Here is a 19,059-nt window from a genome sequence, read left to right on the forward strand (position 1 = left end):
AGCATACAATTGAGACGATGCAACAACCCCTAATTAAAAACCAATTTATGTAAAGACCGGCATCGCCGATTTAATCTTCCATGATCTAGGACTGCTTCCAACGCCAGATACGCCGGAACCGGAACCTTGGGGTGGAAAAAAACAGTAATAAAGAATCCATCGTACGATCAAACTGCTCTCCGGAGGAGTTTTTTTATTTCATGGATACTCGAAAAGGGTCCGATAAAATAGTGTTGACAAAATATAACTACAACTGTAGTATTGAATTATAACTACACGTGTAGTTTTAAAAACAGGATCACAGAAAGGAGTTTTTCACATGAAAGCAGCATCAAAATTAGCCATCGCAACCCTCAGCAGTGTTCTACTATTGGGTTCATCGATGAACCTTGAGGTAGACGCGGCTTCTTCCAAGTCAGCCCAGAAGTCGACGGCTAAAAAAGCAGCCGTCCAAGCTCCAACGGCAGCGGAAAAAAAGGTGGTTGACGCAGAAATTAAGAGAGTGAAGGATTTGACCGCCAAGACTGGAGATACCTATGTCATGTATTATAAGTACAAGGCACTCAACAGCGGACTTGATCTTAACTACTGGGGGCTGACGAAGGAATACATTTCCTTTGATGAATATCTCCAGAAAGCATCAACCTTAAAAGGCGTTGTCTTGCAAAAGCCCTCCAACCTGCCAGAAGGTTACACTTTCTCCAAAGCGAGAATCGGAGGACCCTTGGGAGGCAAGTTCATCGATGATTTAAGAGCCGAAGGGAAGAAGAGCGGCAAACCGGTCTTCACGAAAAAAATGGACTGGAAAGAAGCCGACGATATTCGCCTGGAATACACGAACGGGGAAGATACGCTCGCGATTACGAAGTTTGTGGTGGATGCGAAGGAAGGGAAGAAGAAAGGTTATTTTGACGATAACCTTCCGGCAAACATTTTCCCAAAATACATTTATTGGCAAGATGGCGGAAAATTCGGATACAGCCTTTCAACTTCATCCGATATCACCCGAGAACAGAAGATTGAAATTCTAAAAGCAGCGGTCAAGAAGTGATAGGTTGCCTTGAGCATGCGCAGCAGTTCGCCCATCCTATGCATTCTGCGCAAGTTTGATTTGGAGGTTGTATATATGAACCGAATACCATCCATAACGGATGCAGAGCTCGAAATTTTGCGGGTATTGTGGCTAAATCCAGATTGCTATTCTAGTGAAGTTGTTCAACAAATGACGGATCGAATGGGCTGGAGCCCGAATACGACCCGAACGCTTCTTAGCCGACTGGTACAGAAGGAAGCGGCGGGCGTGAAGCTGGAGCAGAGTTCGCGGCGTATGCAATTATTTTTTCCTCGGTTCAGCGAGCAAGAATATCAGCGTTCCGAGACTACTTCCTTCATGGAGAAGATGTATGGTGGTTCCATTATGCCGATGTTGGCTAATTTCCTCCAAGATAAGAAGCTGAATACGCAGGAAATTGAGGATTTGAAGATGTTATTCGACAATAACGGCAGAATTGGGGAACTAGAAAAGAGAGAATCTAAATGAGTCCAAGCTTATACGAAACTGTTGTGTCATTCTTCGGCTGGGTGATCCAGGGATCGTTCATGGCAGGCATTCTGGTCATGCTGATCTTGATTCTGCAATTCTTATTCCAAAACAAACTGGAAGCCAGATGGAAATATTTGCTCTGGATACCCGTAGCGATCCGCTTGCTGCTTCCTTGGGCACCAGAGTCTTCTCTTAGCCTTTATAATGTATTGTCTCTGGAATCCTTCATGCCTGGCATTCACCAGCAAATGCAAGATCCATCGATAAGTGCAAGCGAGACAGGAGATCAAGTAAAGGGTTCTGTGGCGGAGAAATATGGAATTGTCGTTGGGTTAACGGAATTAACCGCACCCACGGATACATCGGGAAGCAAGCCGGAGAACCATTTCTGGTGGGATGAAATTACAGCCATGGGCTTTGTTCCAGTCTTGGTACTGATCTGGCTTACGGGTGTACTGCTTCTCGTCGCGAAAACCATATACGATCAGCTGCGATTGCAACATGCCCTGCGCGCTGGTAGCCGTATAGAAACGCCTTTGTTATTGGCCTTGTTCCATGAGACACGGCAGCAGCTCGGCGTGAAGCGCAAAGTTAAATTTGTTTCCAGCGAGCGTATTCCCGGTCCGGCCGTCGTTGGGTTTTGTAAGCCGACAGTCGTCATCTCTCCAAGTCTACTGATGTCGCTGCATGAAGGACAGCTTCAGTATATCTTGGCGCATGAATTCGCCCATGTCCGTCGCAGGGATGTAGCCGTGAATTGGATCATGCACTTGATTCTGATTCTCCATTGGTTCAACCCACTTGTATGGCTTGCAGTGAACAGAGCGCGACAAGATCAAGAGATGGCCTGTGATGCCTTCGTGCTGGATCGAATGAGACCACAGCAAAATAATGCGTATGGGCAGACGATCATCCAAGTGTTGGAACATTTCTCGGGAGATCATCGCCTGCCGGGACTTGCCGGCCTCTCTGCGACACATAAACAAATGAAAAGGAGACTTATCATGATCAAACAATTTAATAAAAAATCATATCGCATTTCTATCTTAGGGATGACAATCATTCTCGCGCTTGGCAGCGTGACGCTGGTCAATGCCAAAGAAAAAGATGATGGGAACGCAACGATAGCTGTTTCAGTACAATCAGAAGCTGGGGATCGTCAAATAGATATCACCTATCCTGAGGAATTCAATGGGTCTAAGGTAGACCGTGCGTTGTATAAGCAAGAAATGGATAAAATGAATAAACTAGCGGCGGATGCAGCTAAGGCACTTCCTGCAGAGGATAAAAAATATATCGACGATGAAATCAATCGCGTGAAGGAATTGGTTAAAGAGACGGGAGACACGTATGTCATCTATCATAAATATAACGCGTTGAACAGCGGACTTAATCTTAGCTATTGGGGGCTGACGAAGGAATATACTTCCTTTGATGAATATTCTCAGAAAGCAGCAACCTTAAAAGGCGCTGTCTTGCAAGAGCCTTCCAACCTGCCAGAAGGCTATACTTTCTCCAAAGCGAGAATCGGAGGACCCTTGGGAGGGAAGTTCATCGATGATTTGAGAGCTGAAGGGAAGAAGAGCGGCAAACCGGTCTTCACGAAAAAAATGGACTGGAAAGAAGCAGACGATATTCGCCTAGAATACACGAACGGGAAAGATACGCTTGCGATTACGAAGTATACTGTGGACGCCGATGGAAGCAAGAATAATGGATTTTTTGACGATGATTTACCAGCAAATGTTTTCCCAAAATACGTTTTTTGGCAAGATGGCGGTAAATTTGGATATAGCATTTCAACCTCATCGGATCTATCACGACAAGAGAAGATCGAAATTCTGAAAGCTGCAATTAAAAAATAACATCTCAAGGCAGGCGCCCATATCACCCTAGAACTAGGGTCGATATGGGTTTTTTATGTTGGAACAATTGATATAAGTGAATGATTATCTTAGTAAATTGCTTATCATATAAAAAGTGAGGTGAGTGATGGGCAGTGGACGGCAACACTGCGGTTTGCTTCGATGGATGAAGTTACGAACTATTACTGTCCAATGACACAAAAGTGCCTACATTGTGGTTTATTGACTTAAAGTTACCTACATAGTCGCGCTATGATGGTTTATGCACTAAGAAATGTCCTGTATGAAAAGTCTAAGATAAATAAAAGGAACAGGGAAGGGATCCGCTCGGAGGTAAGTCACCACAGACCAATCGGAAGGAGTAAAGAAGAAAGCTAAGAGATCACATCGTTAACTGTGATTAGAAAATCTATTCTTTACTGATCGTTCTCAATATGTTACATTTACTATTAGGGAGGGAATCGAATGGCAAGAAGCAAAGAATTCGAAGAGAACGAAGTATTAGATAAGGCGATGAAGCTTTTTTGGGAACAGGGTTACGAGAAGACATCTTTGACAGATCTTGTAGAGCATATGGGAGTTCATCGAAGAAGTTTATATGACACATTTGGCGACAAGCATACGCTTTTTTTGAAAGCCATGGACCGTTTTCGCGATAAGGTGAATGCTGAGCTTACGAGGGAAGTTAAACGTTCCAAGACTGCAACTGAGGCACTTCAGCTTATCTTTAGTTTCATAATAAATGGTGAAGAAGATTCGCCCTCAGGCTGTTTGATGGTGAATTCAGCGGTGGAATTAGCAATGCGCGATGCCAATGTGGATTTGAAGTCCACTGAATCGTTCACATTATCAGAGAAGCTGCTCAAAGATATTATTCTGTGGGGGCAGCAGGATGAAGAATTTAGCTTGGATTACAATGCCGACGATCTAGCGGAACATCTGCATTCTGTTTGTGTGGGGTTAAGGGTAATGACAAGGACCTCCGTGCCTAAAGAAAAATTACATCGAATAGCCGATTTATCAATTAAACTTTTACATAAGTAATTATTATTTAAATATAATTGCTTATGCATATTCTAGAATGATTGTTCTCATAACTGAGTATTGTCTCGTTTATAGATCTCTTTAAACGATCCTTCTTGTATATTTTTTAGAATGATCGTTCTCAAAATATGTTTCTTTCCTTGCTTTAGTTTTCTTTCATGAATGATCTATTCTTGTGTACATTTTAGAATGATCATTCCCATATAGTAGTTAATAGATGAATAAAAGGAGTAAATAAAATGATAATTTCTGAACAAGTGGCATTTGTAACTGGAGCAAACCGAGGTTTTGGCCGCCATCTCACCCTTGAACTTCTATCCAGAGGGGCTAAGGTTTATGCAGGTGCAAGAATTCCGGAAACCATTGATATTCCAGGCGTTATACCTGTAAAGCTTGATATTACCAACACTCAAGAAGTTGAAGCAGCTGCTATCCTCGCTAAGGACGTTACGCTTTTAATCAACAATGCAGGATCATCTACTGGCGCTTCTTTGCTGGAAGGTGATGTGGACAAAATACAGTTGGAGTTTGATACGCACTTCTTCGGTACGCTATACATGGTTCGTGCTTTTGCACCGATCATTGAGAAAAACGGGGGAGGATCGGTTTTAAATATTCTTTCCGCATTATCTTGGTTTAGTTCCGGAACTGCGGGTGCTTATACAGCCGCGAAGGCTGCAGCATGGGCATTGACGAACGATTTACGTATAAACTTGTATCCACATAATGTGAGAGTAGCAGGATTACATGTTGGCTTTATGGAGACAGACATGACATCCAGCTTAGAAGTTCCCAAAGTAAGCCCTGCAGATATCGCAAAAATAGCTATTGATGGCATAGAATCTGGCAGTTTGGAAATTATTGCTGATGATAACAGCCGAATGATACAAGGTGGACTTGCAGGTGGCGTTCCTGCACTGTACCCTCATCTTTCTTAATAACAATTTCATTTCTAACTTAATTTATAGAGGAGACTACAAAATGAACAAATTGTGGAGTAATACGAAAATTGGAAATATGGAATTATCTCATCGATTAGCAATGGCACCTATGACACGTAGTAGAGCACAAAAGGACGGCACACCGGGAGAACTAAGCTCCCTTTATTATGCTCAGAGAGCATCAATGGGATTAATTATTAGTGAAGGTACACAACCTTCTGATGATGGACAAGGTTATTTAAATTCACCTGGCATCTATACTGAAAAGCAAATAGAAGGTTGGAAAAAGGTTACCGATGCATTACATGAAGCAGGGGGCTTTATGTATATACAATTAATGCATGTGGGCCGTATATCGCACCCCGACAATACTCCGCATCATCGACAAGCAGTTGCACCTTCAGCGATCGCACCTGGTGTAGAAATGTTTACTGATAAAGGAATGCAGGAAATACCCGTTCCACGAGAGCTAAGCGAAGAAGATATTCAAAATACTATTGCAGACTTTCGAAAAGCAGCTGCAGCAGCTATTAAAGCAGGTGCTGATGGGGTTGAAATTCATGGAGCCAACGGTTATCTAATTAATCAATTTATTGGTGAAAATTCTAATAAACGAATCGATAAATACGGTGGATCTGTGGAGAATCGTGCTCGTTTTGCAATCGAAGTAACAAAAGCAGTAGTTGAAGAAATTGGAGCAGAAAGAACCGGTTTCCGTATTTCACCAGGAACACCTCTTGGTGGGATTGATGAAGGCGCACAAGGACCAGAGGTTTATCGCCATCTTGTAAAAGAATTAGCTAAGTATAATTTAGCATACCTCCATGTTATGCATTTAGGGAATGAAATACTGCTCCGTGAAATTCGTTCAATTTGGTCAAATCCATTATTGGTCAATCGAGCAGGGCGGGCACTTGAAGATATCAGTGTAGATATTGATAGTGGTACTGCTGATGTGGTGCCAGTCGGTATCTGGTCTTTAGCTAATCCGGATTTTGTGGAACGTCTAAAAAAAGGAACACCTTTAAATGAAGTTGATCCTAAAACATTATACGCTGGTAACGGAAGCTTAGGTTATACAGACTACCCTATAATGGAAGAATTAAAAGCTCAACAGCAATAAGAATAAGTGAAACCACAAATGGCGTACAACTGAAAATTGTACGCCATAAGATTTGCAAATGGAAAGGAAGCTGGCACAACATGAGAGCTGCTCAAATACAGAAATACTCAAAAGAAATTCATTTGGAAATAAACAATGTTAAAATACCGAAAATCGATAATCGTGAGGTACTCGTTAAAGTAGAAGCTGCAGGTGTAAATCCTTTAGATATTCTTATTATAAATGGCAGTATCCGAATGATTGCTGATTATGATTTCCCATTAACATTAGGCAATGAACTTTCTGGTGTTATAGAAGCATGTGGTAAAGATGTTGTTGATTTTCAGGTTGGTAACCGAGTTTATACGAGGTTGCCGGTGAATAAAATAGGAGCTTTCGCTGAATATGTGGCGGTCAAAGATGAAGCTATATTTAAAATGCCTAAAAATCTATCCTTTATTGAAGCAGCTGCGGTCCCACTTACTGCTTTAACAGCTTATCAAGCATTGAAAGAAGCGCTCAACGCTCAGCCTAATGCAAAACTATTTATTCCTGGCGGAACTGGCGGATTCGGTGCTATGGCAATCCCTATTGCTAAAGCAATGGGGTTATACGTTATTACAAGTGGCAGTGAAAGAGGTCGATCACGTGTACTGTCGATTGGAGCAGATGAATTTATAAATTATAAGGAGGAAAACTATGCTGAGGTTCTATCCAATATAGATTATGTTATAGACACCTTGGGTACAAACGAAATAAAAAGGGAACTTGATATTTTAAAACCTCAAGGAAAATTAGTATCATTGAAGGCTTTACCAAATTATCGCTTTGCCGTTGAAAATAATCTTCCAATGTGGAAAAAAATGTTGTTTGCTTTAGTAGGTGCACGTTTAGACCGTTTAGCAGCAAGAGATAAAAAAGAATATCACTTTTTATTTGTGCAAGCCAATGGAAGACAGCTACAAGAGATTACTAGCCTTATTGAAAATGACAATATTAAACCTTCAATTGATTCTACTTACAAATTTGATGATATTAATAAGGCGCTACAACAAGTTTCTACTGGTCACTCACAAGGCAAAGTTATTATAACTTTCTAAGGGAGAGAGCGAATCTAGCCGACTGTCTGTGACCGAGAAGAAGACTACTTCGTTTCACTCTGCATACGGTTTGATCAACCGCTGAGACGTGCTTGGTAGTTTGCTCAGCAGCTACCTCGTCCATTTCAAGAAATGGCGGATTCGAATGGGGGAGAACAAAACAAGGTTACCCAGCAAATTGGATCCCAATCAGCCACAACCTTTACTAGACGAGAGTACGGCTCGGACCCTAAAATCTAGCGTGTAACGGTTCGTAAAAAATTCCATCGAGGGATTGACTCGTACTTGTATCTCGAAGATAAATTGACTGAATTAGAACAACATTAAAGAACCGCTACATAAGAGAATATCCATTAAGAAATGCGTGATATGTTAGATAGGGTTTTTCCTGGCAAAATCATGATTTCTAAATACCGAAGGCTATTACCTAATGGAGATAGTCTTTTTGATTGAAGAAAATTTTTTTTGATGATAGATTTTTTGTTATCATTATAGGGAAGGTGACATTTATATTTATGTAGGTAACTTTTTGTCATTGTACAACATCCTAGATGTAAACAGGGCTTATTCCAACTCAAAGACATATGTACAAAATACGGGTTTTGTGAGGAAGTAGTATATAAATTAATGGAGCAAGCCAATTTAAACCATACTAATGCCAATTAGCTGTCCATAATTGATATCTATACAATATTCAAAATTGTTCATACTAGCTTCCCTTTCATGAACAATTGAATCTCTTTTTAGATATTGATTTGTCTCTAACGAGTATTAAACTTTAAAGTGTATCAGAATCTCGGATTAAACTTTGTGTAGTTATATTTATATGTTTATTGTTGATTGTTCTTTACGTACCTCTTAAATAAAAAAGCTAATTATTACCATTAATTAACTTATATCAGTATCTTCATACCGTTCAGTCTTATAGCTTCAATTTTAAAACATTTCTTTAGCTATCCTTAATTGTCTTTCCCGTTCTTTAGTGGCAGACTCGGCCACTGAGGAATTATTGGATATGTTTACCATTTTAACAGCATAGTCACTGCTTACCATAGCATGTCCTCTCATATGTCCAGTTGCAATGGCTTGTGCAAAAGAACGAGCAGCATACTTACTTGCTTCGGTTGTGGACTCTTTCGCTAATTCATTGACTATGAATCCAACTTTTCTTAAGTCAAAGGCTCTGATACCACCAGCTATACGTTTTTCTAGCGTTTCAATCCCTAAATCAATGCGCGGGTCATTTATAAGATGTTGATCCAGATGATCCAGGTGTTCAACAGCAACGCTCAATGCCCATTTGGCCAGGAACTTCTGCGGTAATTTTTCAAGTGTCTCTTCAAGTTGATTTCTTAATTCAATATTGTCTACAATCTTTATCTTAGGACTACTGTAAGTAAATTCGTTAGTTGATTTTATTTGCTGCTCATGTTTATTCCAAGCATATTCCCCAATGTTCAAACGATCTCTCCCCCATTACAGCACGGCACTCTTTAATTGTTTCAGATCTTCTTTCATAAAAAGCGTGTACCACACTGAAAAAATGTAAATTAGCCAGATTCTACGCGAATAATCACCTTTATTACTCCGATGCTGGATAAACATTTCTTCGATGATATTCATATTGAATATTTCTTCAATACCACTATAGCGTATATGCTCAAACATTATATCTGATATCGGGGTCTTAAGCCAATCACGAATCGGTACGGGAAATCCTAATTTCGGGCGATTCACAATAGCATCAGGAACAATTCCTTCCATAGCTTTACGCAAAGCGAGTTTTGTTGTATTTTTGCCAATCCGATTGGAGACTGGGATTTTACTAGCCGTTTCGAAAACCTCTTTATCTAGAAACGGGACTCTTAATTCCAATGAATGTGCCATAGACAGCTTATCTGCTTTTGACAAAATATCGCCAGGTAACCAAAAATTCATATCAATAAACTGCATTCTTGTCGTAGGATCTAGGTGCACTGTCTTATCATAAAAAGGCTTAACGATATCCGTCGGATGTAAAAAGCTATTTTGAGCGTGTACCGACTCATGGAGCAAGTTCATCTTTCCGCTTTTGTTAAAGATATTAGCATTACCGAAAAAGCGTTCCTCTAAAGGTGTCAGCCCCCGAAGTAAATAGTTTTTTCCATAAAAATGATATGGATATATAGACAATGATTTTCGTAACGAATCCTTTATGAAATTGGGCATCCATGTGATGGGTCTTAATGCATCTGGCTCTCTATAGATCCGGTATCCCCCGAATAATTCATCAGCGCCTTCCCCGGATAGGACAACCGTGACATGATCTTTTGCAAGCTGATTGAGATGATAAAGAGCGATGGCGGAAGGATCCGCGACAGGCTCATCTAGATGCCATACCGTTTTCGGAATACTATCAAAAAAGTCTTCTGTAGATAAGATGTGAAAATAATGATCCGTTCCCAGTTTAGCTGCCGTTTGATTTGCAATGATGGTTTCATTGTTTACCCCTTCAAATCCAATCGAAAAGGTCTTTGTTGATTCTTCTGCTTTCATCATTGCAGCTATTGCTGTGGAGTCAATTCCACTGGACAAAAAACACCCTCTATTCACATCACTTTGTAAATGAAGGTTTACAGACTCTTTCAATTTCCACTGAATTTCTTCCGCATAGTCTGCTAAAGAACGTTTTACCGGATGAAAATGGGGTTCCCAATATTTCTCGATCTTCATTTCACCTTTAGCGTTAACAAATACTCGCTCTGCAGGTCCTAATTTATGAATATGTTCAAACATCGTATCGGGTTGCGGCACATACTGAAAAGTTAAGTAGCTAAATAAACTTTGATACTGAAGCTTTCTTGGTACTCCGTGAACCGCAAGAATGCTTTTAATTTCCGAAGCAAATAAAAGGTTATTCTCATCTTTGTAATAATAAAAAGGCTTGATGCCAAAATGATCTCTGGCAGCAAAAAGCGTCTGTTCCTTAACATCCCAAATCGCAAAACTAAACATTCCTCGTAAATGATGGACACAGTCCTTACCGTATTCCTCATATAAATGCACAATGACCTCTGTATCTGATTGCGTTTGAAAGTGATGTCCCTTTAACTTAAGCTGATCTCGTAGTGTTTTATAATTATAGATTTCACCATTAAAAACAATCCAAAGGGAACGATCTTCATTCGTCATCGGTTGATTTCCATCACGTAAATCTATAACGGATAACCTACGAAAACCGAGCCCAATTCGAGAATCGAGCCATACGCCTTCATGATTAGGACCTCGGTGATTCATTGCACCTGTCATTTGTTTTAAGGTTTCTTCTTGCGGGGGTTGTCCATTACATTTTAAGATTCCTGCTATTCCGCACATGCTATTGTAGTCCTTCCTATAGTAAAGATTAGGATATAGAGTGCCCACAATTGCGTTGATCAATCATCTTTTTTTAGAATCACGCTGGTGAATCGTACTTTAATCTATAAGAAAACGTCGAATGATTCACTATATGAATCGTTCGACGTTTTACGTTTAATGTTACTATTCGATATTAAGCTGCTTAACTATCTTCGCCCCCTGTTTGCGTAAGGCATCGTAATCGTATACTTCTTTAATTTCACCTAACTGGCTTTCAATAGTAGTTAGATCATTCATTTTATAATAGTTACTCAAAATCTCGTACGGTGTCATTCCTGGTTTCTTCCCAGGTACATCTTCTATCGCTTCTTTCCATGGTAAGTTTGCCTTATCCATCGTTAGCTCCAAAGCAGCCCCAGTTTCATAACGGATACTTCTTTCTAAGAAAGAAGGCGACTCCGCTTGTCCGTTAGCAATAAAATCATACGCTTGCATAAATGTCACATGGTAAGGCTCCTGCTTGGTGGCCAGCACCATTAAATTACCGCCAGTTAACTTACTATAACGATATTCCAAATACCTTGCAGAACCTTCGATAGCCTCTGACTTCGTCTCGCCAATTAATTGCGGCCATTTATAGTATCTGTAATTTCGTACAACTGTCCAATCATGTAAATACTGTTGAACGAGTTCAGGATTGCTTTCAGCCATTGCTTGATCCAACAGCTTGAATTCGATACCCATCAATGCGTAATTTTCTTCATTTACAGGATAGTTATCGATATGCTCAGCACCATTCGCATCATACGTCCAGTCTTTTTGTTTGAAGATATGAAACCCTTCGTGCAATAAAAAAGAAGAAAAATCAAAATACAGCGCGGGATCGCTAAACATTTTGGGATAATACTTAAAATACATTGTTTCCATTCCTTTCAGATTTAGCGTTCCAAAATTAGCTGGAAACCATGCTGAGAGGGTTGTCGGTGAAAAACGACTGATACGATATACCTTCGGTAAGCCCATCGACTCAGGCAGACTGATTTCTTGAGCAAAAACCCCTTTCTTCATAGGCACATTCACGGCAAACCCTTCGCTACGAAACAGACCGCTATCCTTAGTCGTTCGTACCAGTAACAAGGGTTTGGAGTCAAATCGATAATCCTTATTCCAGAGCTGATCACTGGATTGCTCAAAATGGTTATACAACTCGGATAACTCTGTCAGCATCCGCCGATCGGTTTCAGGCAAGGATTCAAACGTAGTACGGTAGGTCTTATTTAATAAAATCGATACCGTGCATATTCCAACTATTGCTGCCAATATCGTTAATAGAAAGTTTCTTTTTCTATTTCTTTTGCTCATGATTTACCTCGCTGTTTATCTCTTGTTATATGAGTAGTATGATATAAGCTAAAAAAAACGTCAAATGATTCACTATATGAATCGTTCGACGTTTTCTTATTCACTCTTATTTTATCTCACTCATGAAGTTTCTGAAGTTCTCCACAATTTCTTTCGATCGGGTATGGTGTAAATAATGATCGCCTTCAAACATCATCATCTTCCCATGTAAGGAATCTTTGATCTGCTCTTCGTGTAAAGCTGCCCAACCCTCAACATCCGAATTATCTTTTACTAAGAAGAACATCACGGGAAGTTCTTTAGGGAACTTTAAGTTTTCTGCGTCTTTGAAGTTGCTTGAGAAATGATCTGCTTCGTTGATGATATTTGGATTCATCATGTTTTTAAGCGAAAGCATTCTATTTTGCTCTTTCGTTTTAGCATCAACATCGGGTGCAATGATTTGATCAGGCGAGAGTTTAACCAGCAATCTGTAGAAACCTGATTGTTTAAGTGATTTTAAGGCTGCTGTTGGAAGTTCATCGCCGGCTCCTTGTGCCGGAACACTGCTGTCGATCCCTACGAATGCACTAACTTCGTTTTTGTATTTGTTTACATAGTCTAGAGCATAAATTCCGGATATGGAGTGTCCCATCAGAATATAACGGTCAATATTTAATTGTTGTAAACTTTCATGTAACTCACTCACTATATTTTCAGTACTTCGTTCTTTTTCGGTGATATCACTTAATCCATAGCCAAATGGCTCAATCACAACCACTTTGTAAAATGGAGATAACTCGTCTACAAGCGGCTTAAAATCAATACCCGGCGCTGCAGTTCCATATCCTGGTAATAATACTACCGTCTCTTCACCATTTCCATGAATCGTGACGTTCATGTTTTTTCCATCTACAGGTACAAGCTGACCATAGGGTTCAATTTTTCCTTTCTCGATTTTGTTGCAGATCACATTAACAGTAAAAACAATGGCTAGAAAAAGCGCTATGGCTATGACTATAACTCCTATTGCTTTCAGTAAAAAGAAAAATGTCTTTTTCATCATGTAATTCCCGCTCCCCACATATTTATATCTTCTCTTCTGTCCATTTCATTCTAACAATCCAGTCTTAGATCCTGTGAAACACAAGTTTAAGTGAACCTTAACTTTCAGCATCAGCTAACAAAATCAAATTAAGCTTCCGTTAAGATAACTTTTATAAATATGATTCCACTTTCGTCCATTTGATATCATAAAAAAACACCTTTAGATATTCGCTGATTAGCCCATAAGACCATTCAACGATATTCTAAAGGTGTAAATTCACTTCATTAGCTGAATATTAGTTCAAAGTTTCTTTACGCGATAAACGAATTTTTTCAGGCGTAACATCATTTCCCTCAGGATCTACAATCGTTACTCCCGATAGACTGTTACGAACTTGCCCACGAATTTCACGTAGATAATCTTCACGCAAAGCGATCTGTTCCACCCATTCACTTTTTGTCAGACCTTCTTCACGTTCTTTCCTGGCTAGTTCATTAATACGAGTCAAACTGGTAATCATCTATGTTCCTCTTTTCTAAGTTTTGATTAGCTTGCTAATGGATGTGGTGAGTAATGCCAGATTCAAGATAAATTATCCGCCATCTGTTTCATAAGCCTTCTTAATAATAAACGTTCTTCGGGTAAAATTCCTGTTAATAATTTATCCAATTGCTTATTCCATATACGTTCCACAGGTTCACAAAGATTACGTCCGGCTGGAGTTAGATACACTCGGCTTACTCTGCCATCTTCAGGATCTCTTTTTCGAACAACAAACCCATGACTCTCAAGTGATTTCACCATATTCGTAATAGTTGGAGGCTCACAATTCAGACTTTCGCTTAACTGGATCTGTGTCATTCCATCTGATCTCCATAACCGGCATAATAACTGTTCTTGGCCCACATGAAGATTAAATTCTCTAAGCAATGCTGCATAATCTCTACGCATTTCGGCTGAAATTCTATCCAGTAGTTCTCTTATCTCATCTTCAATCACAGCTTGTTCCCCCGAACCACCTTACAAATTAATTAGCATGCTAATTATATCATGTTTTTAAGAGGATTTCAAAGGTGGACGATTTTTAGATATCACCCACCAACGAATCCTCTTTAGGTTGGTACTTCATCATATAGAAATGGTCTTCAATTACTGTTTCTCGGGAGTCTCACTTCAAAGATTGTCCGCACCACACTGCTTTGCGCAGATACGGTTCCATTATGCTGCTCTACTATATTTTTAGTAATAAATAAGCCAAGTCCCGTACTTCCTGTTGGATGTGTTCGTGCACGATCACCCGTGTAAAACATATCAAAAATTCGTGGCAGCTCTTCCGGCTCAATACAATTTCCATAGTTGATTACTTCAACGACTACCTCGTTAGCGTCCAAGTAACCGTGAATATCAATAAATTGACCATCGTTTCCGTATCGGGCCGCATTCGTAAGAAGGTTCTCAAATACACGTGCTAACAATTCCCCGTCACCGTAAATTATCAGAGCTTGTGTCATATCCAATCTGGAGGATAGGCCATTTTTCTCAAAGACTGGATATAATTCTTCATTTAATTGTAAGAGAAGCTCACTGAGATCAATCGAGGATTTCTCAAGCTTAAGCTTGCCGTAATTCATTCTTGTAATTTCAAACAGCTCATCAATCAATTTTTCTAAACGTTGAGATTTAGTATAAGCAATCGTCGTGTAATGCCTGGTCTGTTCAGGGGTTAATTGATTATCTTTCAAAATAAAATCCAAATAGCCGATAACCGAGGTTAAGGGTGTACGCAAATCATGCGCCAGGTTCAACACGAGTTGATCTTTACTGCTCTCGGCAATGTCTCCCCGCTCAATGGCTTCTTGCATATTCTCAATGGCTAGATTGAGATCATGACCAATCATCCCAAATTCATCTTTGGAGGGTATATCTACTCGTTCGGAGAAATCACCTGACGCTAGTTGATGAATCCCCTTTGATATTTCTTTGAAGTATTTTGCATACGGCTTAGTGAATAAGAAGAAAAATAGAATGGCTAGTGGTATAAAGATAATTAAAAATGTATTCACATCTCCAATATCTCTTATTACATAGCGAACTTTGGTTAGTGGATTCTCAAACTTCACCTCAGAGTGATAATATCGCTGGAGCGCCTTATAGATTAAAAAGGTTATCCCACCGGATACTAGCATACTGGCCATCAGCAGCATAATCATTTTTGTACGAAAACTATAAATCATTTTAGGCATTGAATGTATACCCTTCCCCTACAGTATTTATCTTTGTAGTGATAATGGTATATGAATTCAATCTAAATCTCAAATTATTAGTATCACAGATCCTTTTTTTCAAAAATCCGCAATGAAATAAGATAAGAACAGCTGAGTAAGAACACGTAAGCGAGTCCTAGTATGATATAAGGAATATAGCTAGACTTCACACCAAAGCTCTGCCAGTTCTCTAATTCAGGAAACCATTGAAGCAAGCTACCAATCACATTCGGACCAACCATTATAATCATCATAAAAACGAGATTAACCACTTGCGTTCCTTTAGCCCCTAGCCAGTAATGAATCGGTAAATAAAGCATAGCGAGGAGCGGGAAAATAGATATCGCAATACCAACCTCTTGCCAGAAATGAGGGGTCACCTCTTTACCTGTCATAATAATCAGGAGATAGGTAAAAGCAGTTGCTGCCAGCCCAACAAGCGCATACGGAAGGATTGAGAAGTATTTAGCGCGGACAAGCTCTTGTCTCCGCACAGGGAGATTAACGAGAAACCGTTGCGTCATCTGCTGAGTATCCATAGAACAGGAGCTAATCAACAACAGCATGGGTGGCATTACCGTAAATAAACTGAAGCTATGATAGTTCGAGTAAGCTATAAAAATAAAGAAAGGGATGAGCAACATCAGAAATTTACGCAAAAGAATGAAGTCTTTTTGAATAAGATAAAATGAATGATACACTATAAGTCCTCCTTAGCTTATAACTCTTCCCTGCAAAACAATCGTAGTGAAATCTTATATGAGAAGTACAAGATGAATAGATAAACGATCCCTATCAAACCTATCTGCACCAGATGATCTTGCAGCTTTAAATGGGTTATTTTTGAGAAAACTAATGAATGTGAGAGTGAAGATCCAGCGTTTATGGTGGTTATCGTTATAACTACATTAAAAAAGATATTGAAGTAATAGTTTTTGTATCCAAGCCAATAATGAATCGGCAGATAAATAGACGCAGTCACAGGAATCATAAGTAACGTTAAAGATACCCCTATCCAATACACTGGGCTAATGGAATATCCAAATGAAAAGGAAATTAGAAACAAAGCAAAAGAGCAAACCAAACCGATGAAACTATAAGGAATCAGTGATAAGTATTTAGCCAAGACCATCTCTTGCCGACTTACTGGCAGTCCTAAAACAAACTTTGTGTTGTTATTCTGTGCATCCATTGAACAGGAGTATACGAGCAATAGTAAAGATTGAAATGTAGCAAACATACTGGAGCTATCCAATTGTACATATGCGACAAACAAAATACTCAAGAGAAATAAAGGAATGAAATTCCCCAGGAGAATAAAGTCTTTCCGAATCAACAGCAAGAGATTAGACATACAAAGCGTTTCCCTTTACCGTAAAATACATGATTTCTTCCAGCGTAGGTATTTCGCATATCGCTTGATCTCTAAAATACCGCGCCTCCTCAGAATTATTGTTAAGAAGCCCCTCAAAACCAAGTGCTGTCTCTCTAATCCCAATGAAACACTTCCGCACATCCCGATCAAGCAACTCCTTGTTGCCTTTTACCAGCATATATTTATTTGGGAGAGATTCTTTCATCTCATTAAAAACTAGCCTCCCCTCATTCACAAAAACAATATAATCCGCTATCCGGTCTAAATCAGTCGTGTTATGCGTGGAGAAAAGAATAGATTTCTTCTCATCCTGGATATGCTCAATAAGCAGATCAAGCAGTTCTCTTCGGAATATGGGATCAAGACCTGCAGTAGGTTCGTCCATGATGAGCAGATCTGCACCGTGTGATAAAGCAATGGCGAGCGAATACTTCATTTTCATCCCTTTAGAGAGTTCTTTAATCTTTTTCCGCGGGGAAAGCTTAAACATCTCTATGTATTTCCTATAAGTCTCTTTATCCCACTGACTATAAAAGGGAGCAATCATCTTACTCATCTGATCGATGGTTAATTGATCGTAAAAGTAGTTCTCATCGGAAACATACCCAATTCGCTCTTTGTACTTTGCATTCTTTACGGTTTTTTCTTTGCCGAAAATCTCGATACTTCCTTGGTCGGGTTGTACCATACCCATCATCATTTTAATTAATGTTGTTTTCCCTGCCCCATTGGGTCCTATTAACCCCGTAATATATCCTCCCTTGATACCGAACGTAAGTTCGCATAGGCTAAAATGGCCATATTTTTTAGATATTTGATTCAATTGAATGACATCGTTCATTCTGTCTCCTCCTCATACAGCAATTTCAACATCTCACTGAACTCAGCAAAATCAATCCCCAAAAGCTTACTCTCGTCAATAATTTCCTTCATCTTATTCTCCATGATCCGTAGCCGTTGCTCACGAATAAACTCCTGATCTGCACCAGAAACAAAGGAGCCTTTTCCCACAATGGAATTGATAAGGCCTTCTCTCTCCAGTTCTTCGTAAGCTCTTTTTGTTGTAATTACGCTAATCTGCAGCTCTTTGGCTAACAGTCGAATAGAAGGTAAAGGCGTACCTGAGACTAACTCTCCTTGCAGGATCATCTGGCGGATCTGACTTACAATCTGTGCATAGATGGGTTCACCGGAAGTGTTGGATATCAATATGTTCATGAACTCGTGCCCTCACTCCTAGTTTATGTGTGTTTAATGTATATATGTAATATATACACTATACTCATTGTTGTCAATGATCTTTCAAAATCCACAAAAAACAAGCCGATTCCTATGAACTCAGGGTCAGCTTGCTTGACATTCAGCATATATAATCATCATCACATCAATCCAGCACTTCTTAAAAAGCGACTAACAATGTCTATCTGATAGCGAATACGAAGGTCACGATCAAGACTCCAGCATGTTTCCACAGTAAATGCCTTCGCTCCTATGATACGGGAGACGGCTGAACGTGACGAGCCGGGGCGCTCTCGTAAACGGATATTAAAATGATAAGAAGTATTAGCGATTGTACGATTAATGTCTTTTATGAGACGTCTTGCCGTAACCGTACCTTGGCTCCCCGGCTTAATAATAATAGACTGACCGAGGCGTTTCGGATTTCTTTGAGACAAACCGTTCGCTTCATGGAGATCAAGGTACCAGGTGGGGCGATAACGCCGTACTAATTGAAGCAAGGCTACGGATAACGGATGTTTGGCAGATCCATTCCGAGTACGCGGAAACGTTCGGTTCAAATCGGGCACGCCCCGAATTCGTTTGCGATAAGCTTTTTGATTCATGAGGGGAACAATAATAAGCGTACCACGGTAAATATATAGTTCTCCTTGTCTTAAGTGATTCACGATGTTTTTCGCCGCACGAATGCTTGCCGTTTCATTTCCGTGTATGCCGGACACCACCATAAACACAGGACCAGGGAGCCCGCCACTGATCACGTAATAAGGGGTGGCATAGGATGTGGACGATGCTAAGGAATAGTTCTCAATGATCATCATGCTTCACCTCCGCATTTAGGTGTCCATATATGTGTATTCC

The 19,059-nt window shown here is 39.8% G+C and carries 19 protein-coding genes; 7 read left to right on the forward strand and 12 right to left on the reverse strand.

From position 1 onward, the window contains the following. Positions 1-319: 319 nt before the first annotated feature. From NST34_RS16615 to NST34_RS16645, 7 genes are all read left to right on the forward strand, one after another. Positions 320-1,051 carry a hypothetical protein gene (locus NST34_RS16615; protein WP_341044391.1) on the forward strand — a complete coding sequence of 244 codons (732 nt, stop codon included), beginning with the start codon at positions 320-322 and terminating at the stop codon, positions 1,049-1,051. Positions 1,052-1,126: 75 nt separating this feature from the next. Then, the gene (locus tag NST34_RS16620) at positions 1,127-1,540 is read left to right on the forward strand and encodes a BlaI/MecI/CopY family transcriptional regulator (RefSeq protein WP_341128321.1); all 414 of its coding nucleotides are present in this window, start codon (positions 1,127-1,129) and stop codon (positions 1,538-1,540) included. Then, on the forward strand, positions 1,537-3,408 hold the full coding sequence (locus NST34_RS16625) for a M56 family metallopeptidase (RefSeq protein ID WP_341128322.1): 1,872 nt from the start codon (positions 1,537-1,539) through the stop codon (positions 3,406-3,408). Before NST34_RS16620 ends, NST34_RS16625 begins: the two co-directional genes overlap by 4 nt. Before the next feature lie 465 nt (positions 3,409-3,873). Further along, positions 3,874-4,452: a TetR/AcrR family transcriptional regulator gene (locus tag NST34_RS16630; RefSeq protein WP_076298628.1), complete on the forward strand. Its 579-nt coding sequence runs from the start codon at positions 3,874-3,876 to the stop codon at positions 4,450-4,452. A gap of 239 nt (positions 4,453-4,691) precedes the next feature. Continuing rightward, entirely contained in the window at positions 4,692-5,390 is a 699-nt protein-coding gene (locus NST34_RS16635) for an SDR family oxidoreductase (RefSeq protein WP_341128323.1), read from the forward strand. 43 nt (positions 5,391-5,433) lie between these two features. Next, positions 5,434-6,516: an alkene reductase gene (locus NST34_RS16640; protein WP_341128324.1), complete on the forward strand. Its 1,083-nt coding sequence runs from the start codon at positions 5,434-5,436 to the stop codon at positions 6,514-6,516. 80 nt (positions 6,517-6,596) lie between these two features. Continuing rightward, entirely contained in the window at positions 6,597-7,595 is a 999-nt protein-coding gene (locus NST34_RS16645) for an NADP-dependent oxidoreductase (RefSeq protein ID WP_341128325.1), read from the forward strand. A 936-nt stretch (positions 7,596-8,531) separates the two neighbouring features. On the opposite strand, the gene NST34_RS16650 is transcribed toward NST34_RS16645, so the two are convergent. The 12 genes from NST34_RS16650 to NST34_RS16705 all read right to left on the reverse strand — a co-directional run bounded on the left by NST34_RS16650 (position 8,532) and on the right by NST34_RS16705 (position 19,016). Continuing rightward, the gene (locus tag NST34_RS16650) at positions 8,532-9,056 is read right to left on the reverse strand and encodes a putative immunity protein (protein ID WP_076283647.1); all 525 of its coding nucleotides are present in this window, start codon (positions 9,054-9,056) and stop codon (positions 8,532-8,534) included. Between the two features lie 15 nt (positions 9,057-9,071). Further along, complete coding sequence (asnB, locus tag NST34_RS16655; RefSeq protein WP_341128326.1) at positions 9,072-10,949, reverse strand: asparagine synthase (glutamine-hydrolyzing); 1,878 nt, start codon at positions 10,947-10,949, stop codon at positions 9,072-9,074. A gap of 165 nt (positions 10,950-11,114) precedes the next feature. Beyond that, a complete protein-coding gene (locus tag NST34_RS16660; RefSeq protein WP_341128327.1) occupies positions 11,115-12,293 on the reverse strand; it encodes a hypothetical protein in 1,179 nt (392 codons plus the stop codon). Positions 12,294-12,399: 106 nt separating this feature from the next. After that, a complete protein-coding gene (locus tag NST34_RS16665; RefSeq protein ID WP_076283644.1) occupies positions 12,400-13,338 on the reverse strand; it encodes an alpha/beta fold hydrolase in 939 nt (312 codons plus the stop codon). Between the two features lie 277 nt (positions 13,339-13,615). Continuing rightward, positions 13,616-13,840, reverse strand: a complete 225-nt coding sequence (locus tag NST34_RS16670; RefSeq protein ID WP_042188496.1) for a DUF896 domain-containing protein — start codon at positions 13,838-13,840, stop codon at positions 13,616-13,618. A gap of 62 nt (positions 13,841-13,902) precedes the next feature. After that, a complete protein-coding gene (locus tag NST34_RS16675) occupies positions 13,903-14,319 on the reverse strand; it encodes a MarR family winged helix-turn-helix transcriptional regulator (protein ID WP_339264902.1) in 417 nt (138 codons plus the stop codon). Between the two features lie 146 nt (positions 14,320-14,465). Next, positions 14,466-15,563: a HAMP domain-containing sensor histidine kinase gene (locus tag NST34_RS16680; RefSeq protein ID WP_339264904.1), complete on the reverse strand. Its 1,098-nt coding sequence runs from the start codon at positions 15,561-15,563 to the stop codon at positions 14,466-14,468. A gap of 83 nt (positions 15,564-15,646) precedes the next feature. Beyond that, positions 15,647-16,285, reverse strand: a complete 639-nt coding sequence (locus NST34_RS16685) for an ABC-2 transporter permease (RefSeq protein ID WP_341128328.1) — start codon at positions 16,283-16,285, stop codon at positions 15,647-15,649. 17 nt (positions 16,286-16,302) lie between these two features. Beyond that, positions 16,303-16,938 (reverse strand): ABC-2 transporter permease, encoded by a 636-nt coding sequence (locus tag NST34_RS16690; RefSeq protein ID WP_341128329.1) that lies wholly within the window; start codon positions 16,936-16,938, stop codon positions 16,303-16,305. Further along, the gene (locus NST34_RS16695; protein ID WP_341128330.1) at positions 16,931-17,800 is read right to left on the reverse strand and encodes an ABC transporter ATP-binding protein; all 870 of its coding nucleotides are present in this window, start codon (positions 17,798-17,800) and stop codon (positions 16,931-16,933) included. The genes NST34_RS16690 and NST34_RS16695 overlap by 8 nt, the downstream gene beginning before the upstream one ends. Beyond that, a complete protein-coding gene (locus NST34_RS16700) occupies positions 17,797-18,177 on the reverse strand; it encodes a GntR family transcriptional regulator (RefSeq protein WP_094869071.1) in 381 nt (126 codons plus the stop codon). The genes NST34_RS16695 and NST34_RS16700 overlap by 4 nt, the downstream gene beginning before the upstream one ends. Before the next feature lie 161 nt (positions 18,178-18,338). Continuing rightward, positions 18,339-19,016, reverse strand: coding sequence for a succinylglutamate desuccinylase/aspartoacylase domain-containing protein (locus NST34_RS16705; protein WP_341129558.1), 678 nt, complete (start codon positions 19,014-19,016; stop codon positions 18,339-18,341). Positions 19,017-19,059 lie beyond the last annotated feature (43 nt).

Source organism: Paenibacillus sp. FSL H7-0714 (assembly GCF_038003765.1).
Taxonomy (GTDB): Bacteria; Bacillota; Bacilli; order Paenibacillales; family Paenibacillaceae; genus Paenibacillus_AQ.

Excerpts from the sequence above, each read along its gene's own strand:
- NST34_RS16615 (WP_341044391.1), top strand. The coding sequence starts at position 320 with ATGAAAGCAGCATCAAAATTAGCCATCGCAACCCTCAGCAGTGTTCTA.
- NST34_RS16620 (WP_341128321.1), top strand. The coding sequence starts at position 1,127 with ATGAACCGAATACCATCCATAACGGATGCAGAGCTCGAAATTTTGCGG.
- NST34_RS16625 (WP_341128322.1), top strand. The coding sequence starts at position 1,537 with ATGAGTCCAAGCTTATACGAAACTGTTGTGTCATTCTTCGGCTGGGTG.
- NST34_RS16630 (WP_076298628.1), top strand. The coding sequence starts at position 3,874 with ATGGCAAGAAGCAAAGAATTCGAAGAGAACGAAGTATTAGATAAGGCG.
- NST34_RS16635 (WP_341128323.1), top strand. The coding sequence starts at position 4,692 with ATGATAATTTCTGAACAAGTGGCATTTGTAACTGGAGCAAACCGAGGT.
- NST34_RS16640 (WP_341128324.1), top strand. The coding sequence starts at position 5,434 with ATGAACAAATTGTGGAGTAATACGAAAATTGGAAATATGGAATTATCT.
- NST34_RS16645 (WP_341128325.1), top strand. The coding sequence starts at position 6,597 with ATGAGAGCTGCTCAAATACAGAAATACTCAAAAGAAATTCATTTGGAA.
- asnB (WP_341128326.1), bottom strand. The coding sequence starts at position 10,949 with ATGTGCGGAATAGCAGGAATCTTAAAATGTAATGGACAACCCCCGCAA.
- NST34_RS16660 (WP_341128327.1), bottom strand. The coding sequence starts at position 12,293 with ATGAGCAAAAGAAATAGAAAAAGAAACTTTCTATTAACGATATTGGCA.
- NST34_RS16665 (WP_076283644.1), bottom strand. The coding sequence starts at position 13,338 with ATGATGAAAAAGACATTTTTCTTTTTACTGAAAGCAATAGGAGTTATA.
- NST34_RS16670 (WP_042188496.1), bottom strand. The coding sequence starts at position 13,840 with ATGATTACCAGTTTGACTCGTATTAATGAACTAGCCAGGAAAGAACGT.
- NST34_RS16680 (WP_339264904.1), bottom strand. The coding sequence starts at position 15,563 with ATGCCTAAAATGATTTATAGTTTTCGTACAAAAATGATTATGCTGCTG.
- NST34_RS16690 (WP_341128329.1), bottom strand. The coding sequence starts at position 16,938 with ATGTCTAATCTCTTGCTGTTGATTCGGAAAGACTTTATTCTCCTGGGG.
- NST34_RS16695 (WP_341128330.1), bottom strand. The coding sequence starts at position 17,800 with ATGAACGATGTCATTCAATTGAATCAAATATCTAAAAAATATGGCCAT.
- NST34_RS16700 (WP_094869071.1), bottom strand. The coding sequence starts at position 18,177 with ATGAACATATTGATATCCAACACTTCCGGTGAACCCATCTATGCACAG.
- NST34_RS16705 (WP_341129558.1), bottom strand. The coding sequence starts at position 19,016 with ATGATCATTGAGAACTATTCCTTAGCATCGTCCACATCCTATGCCACC.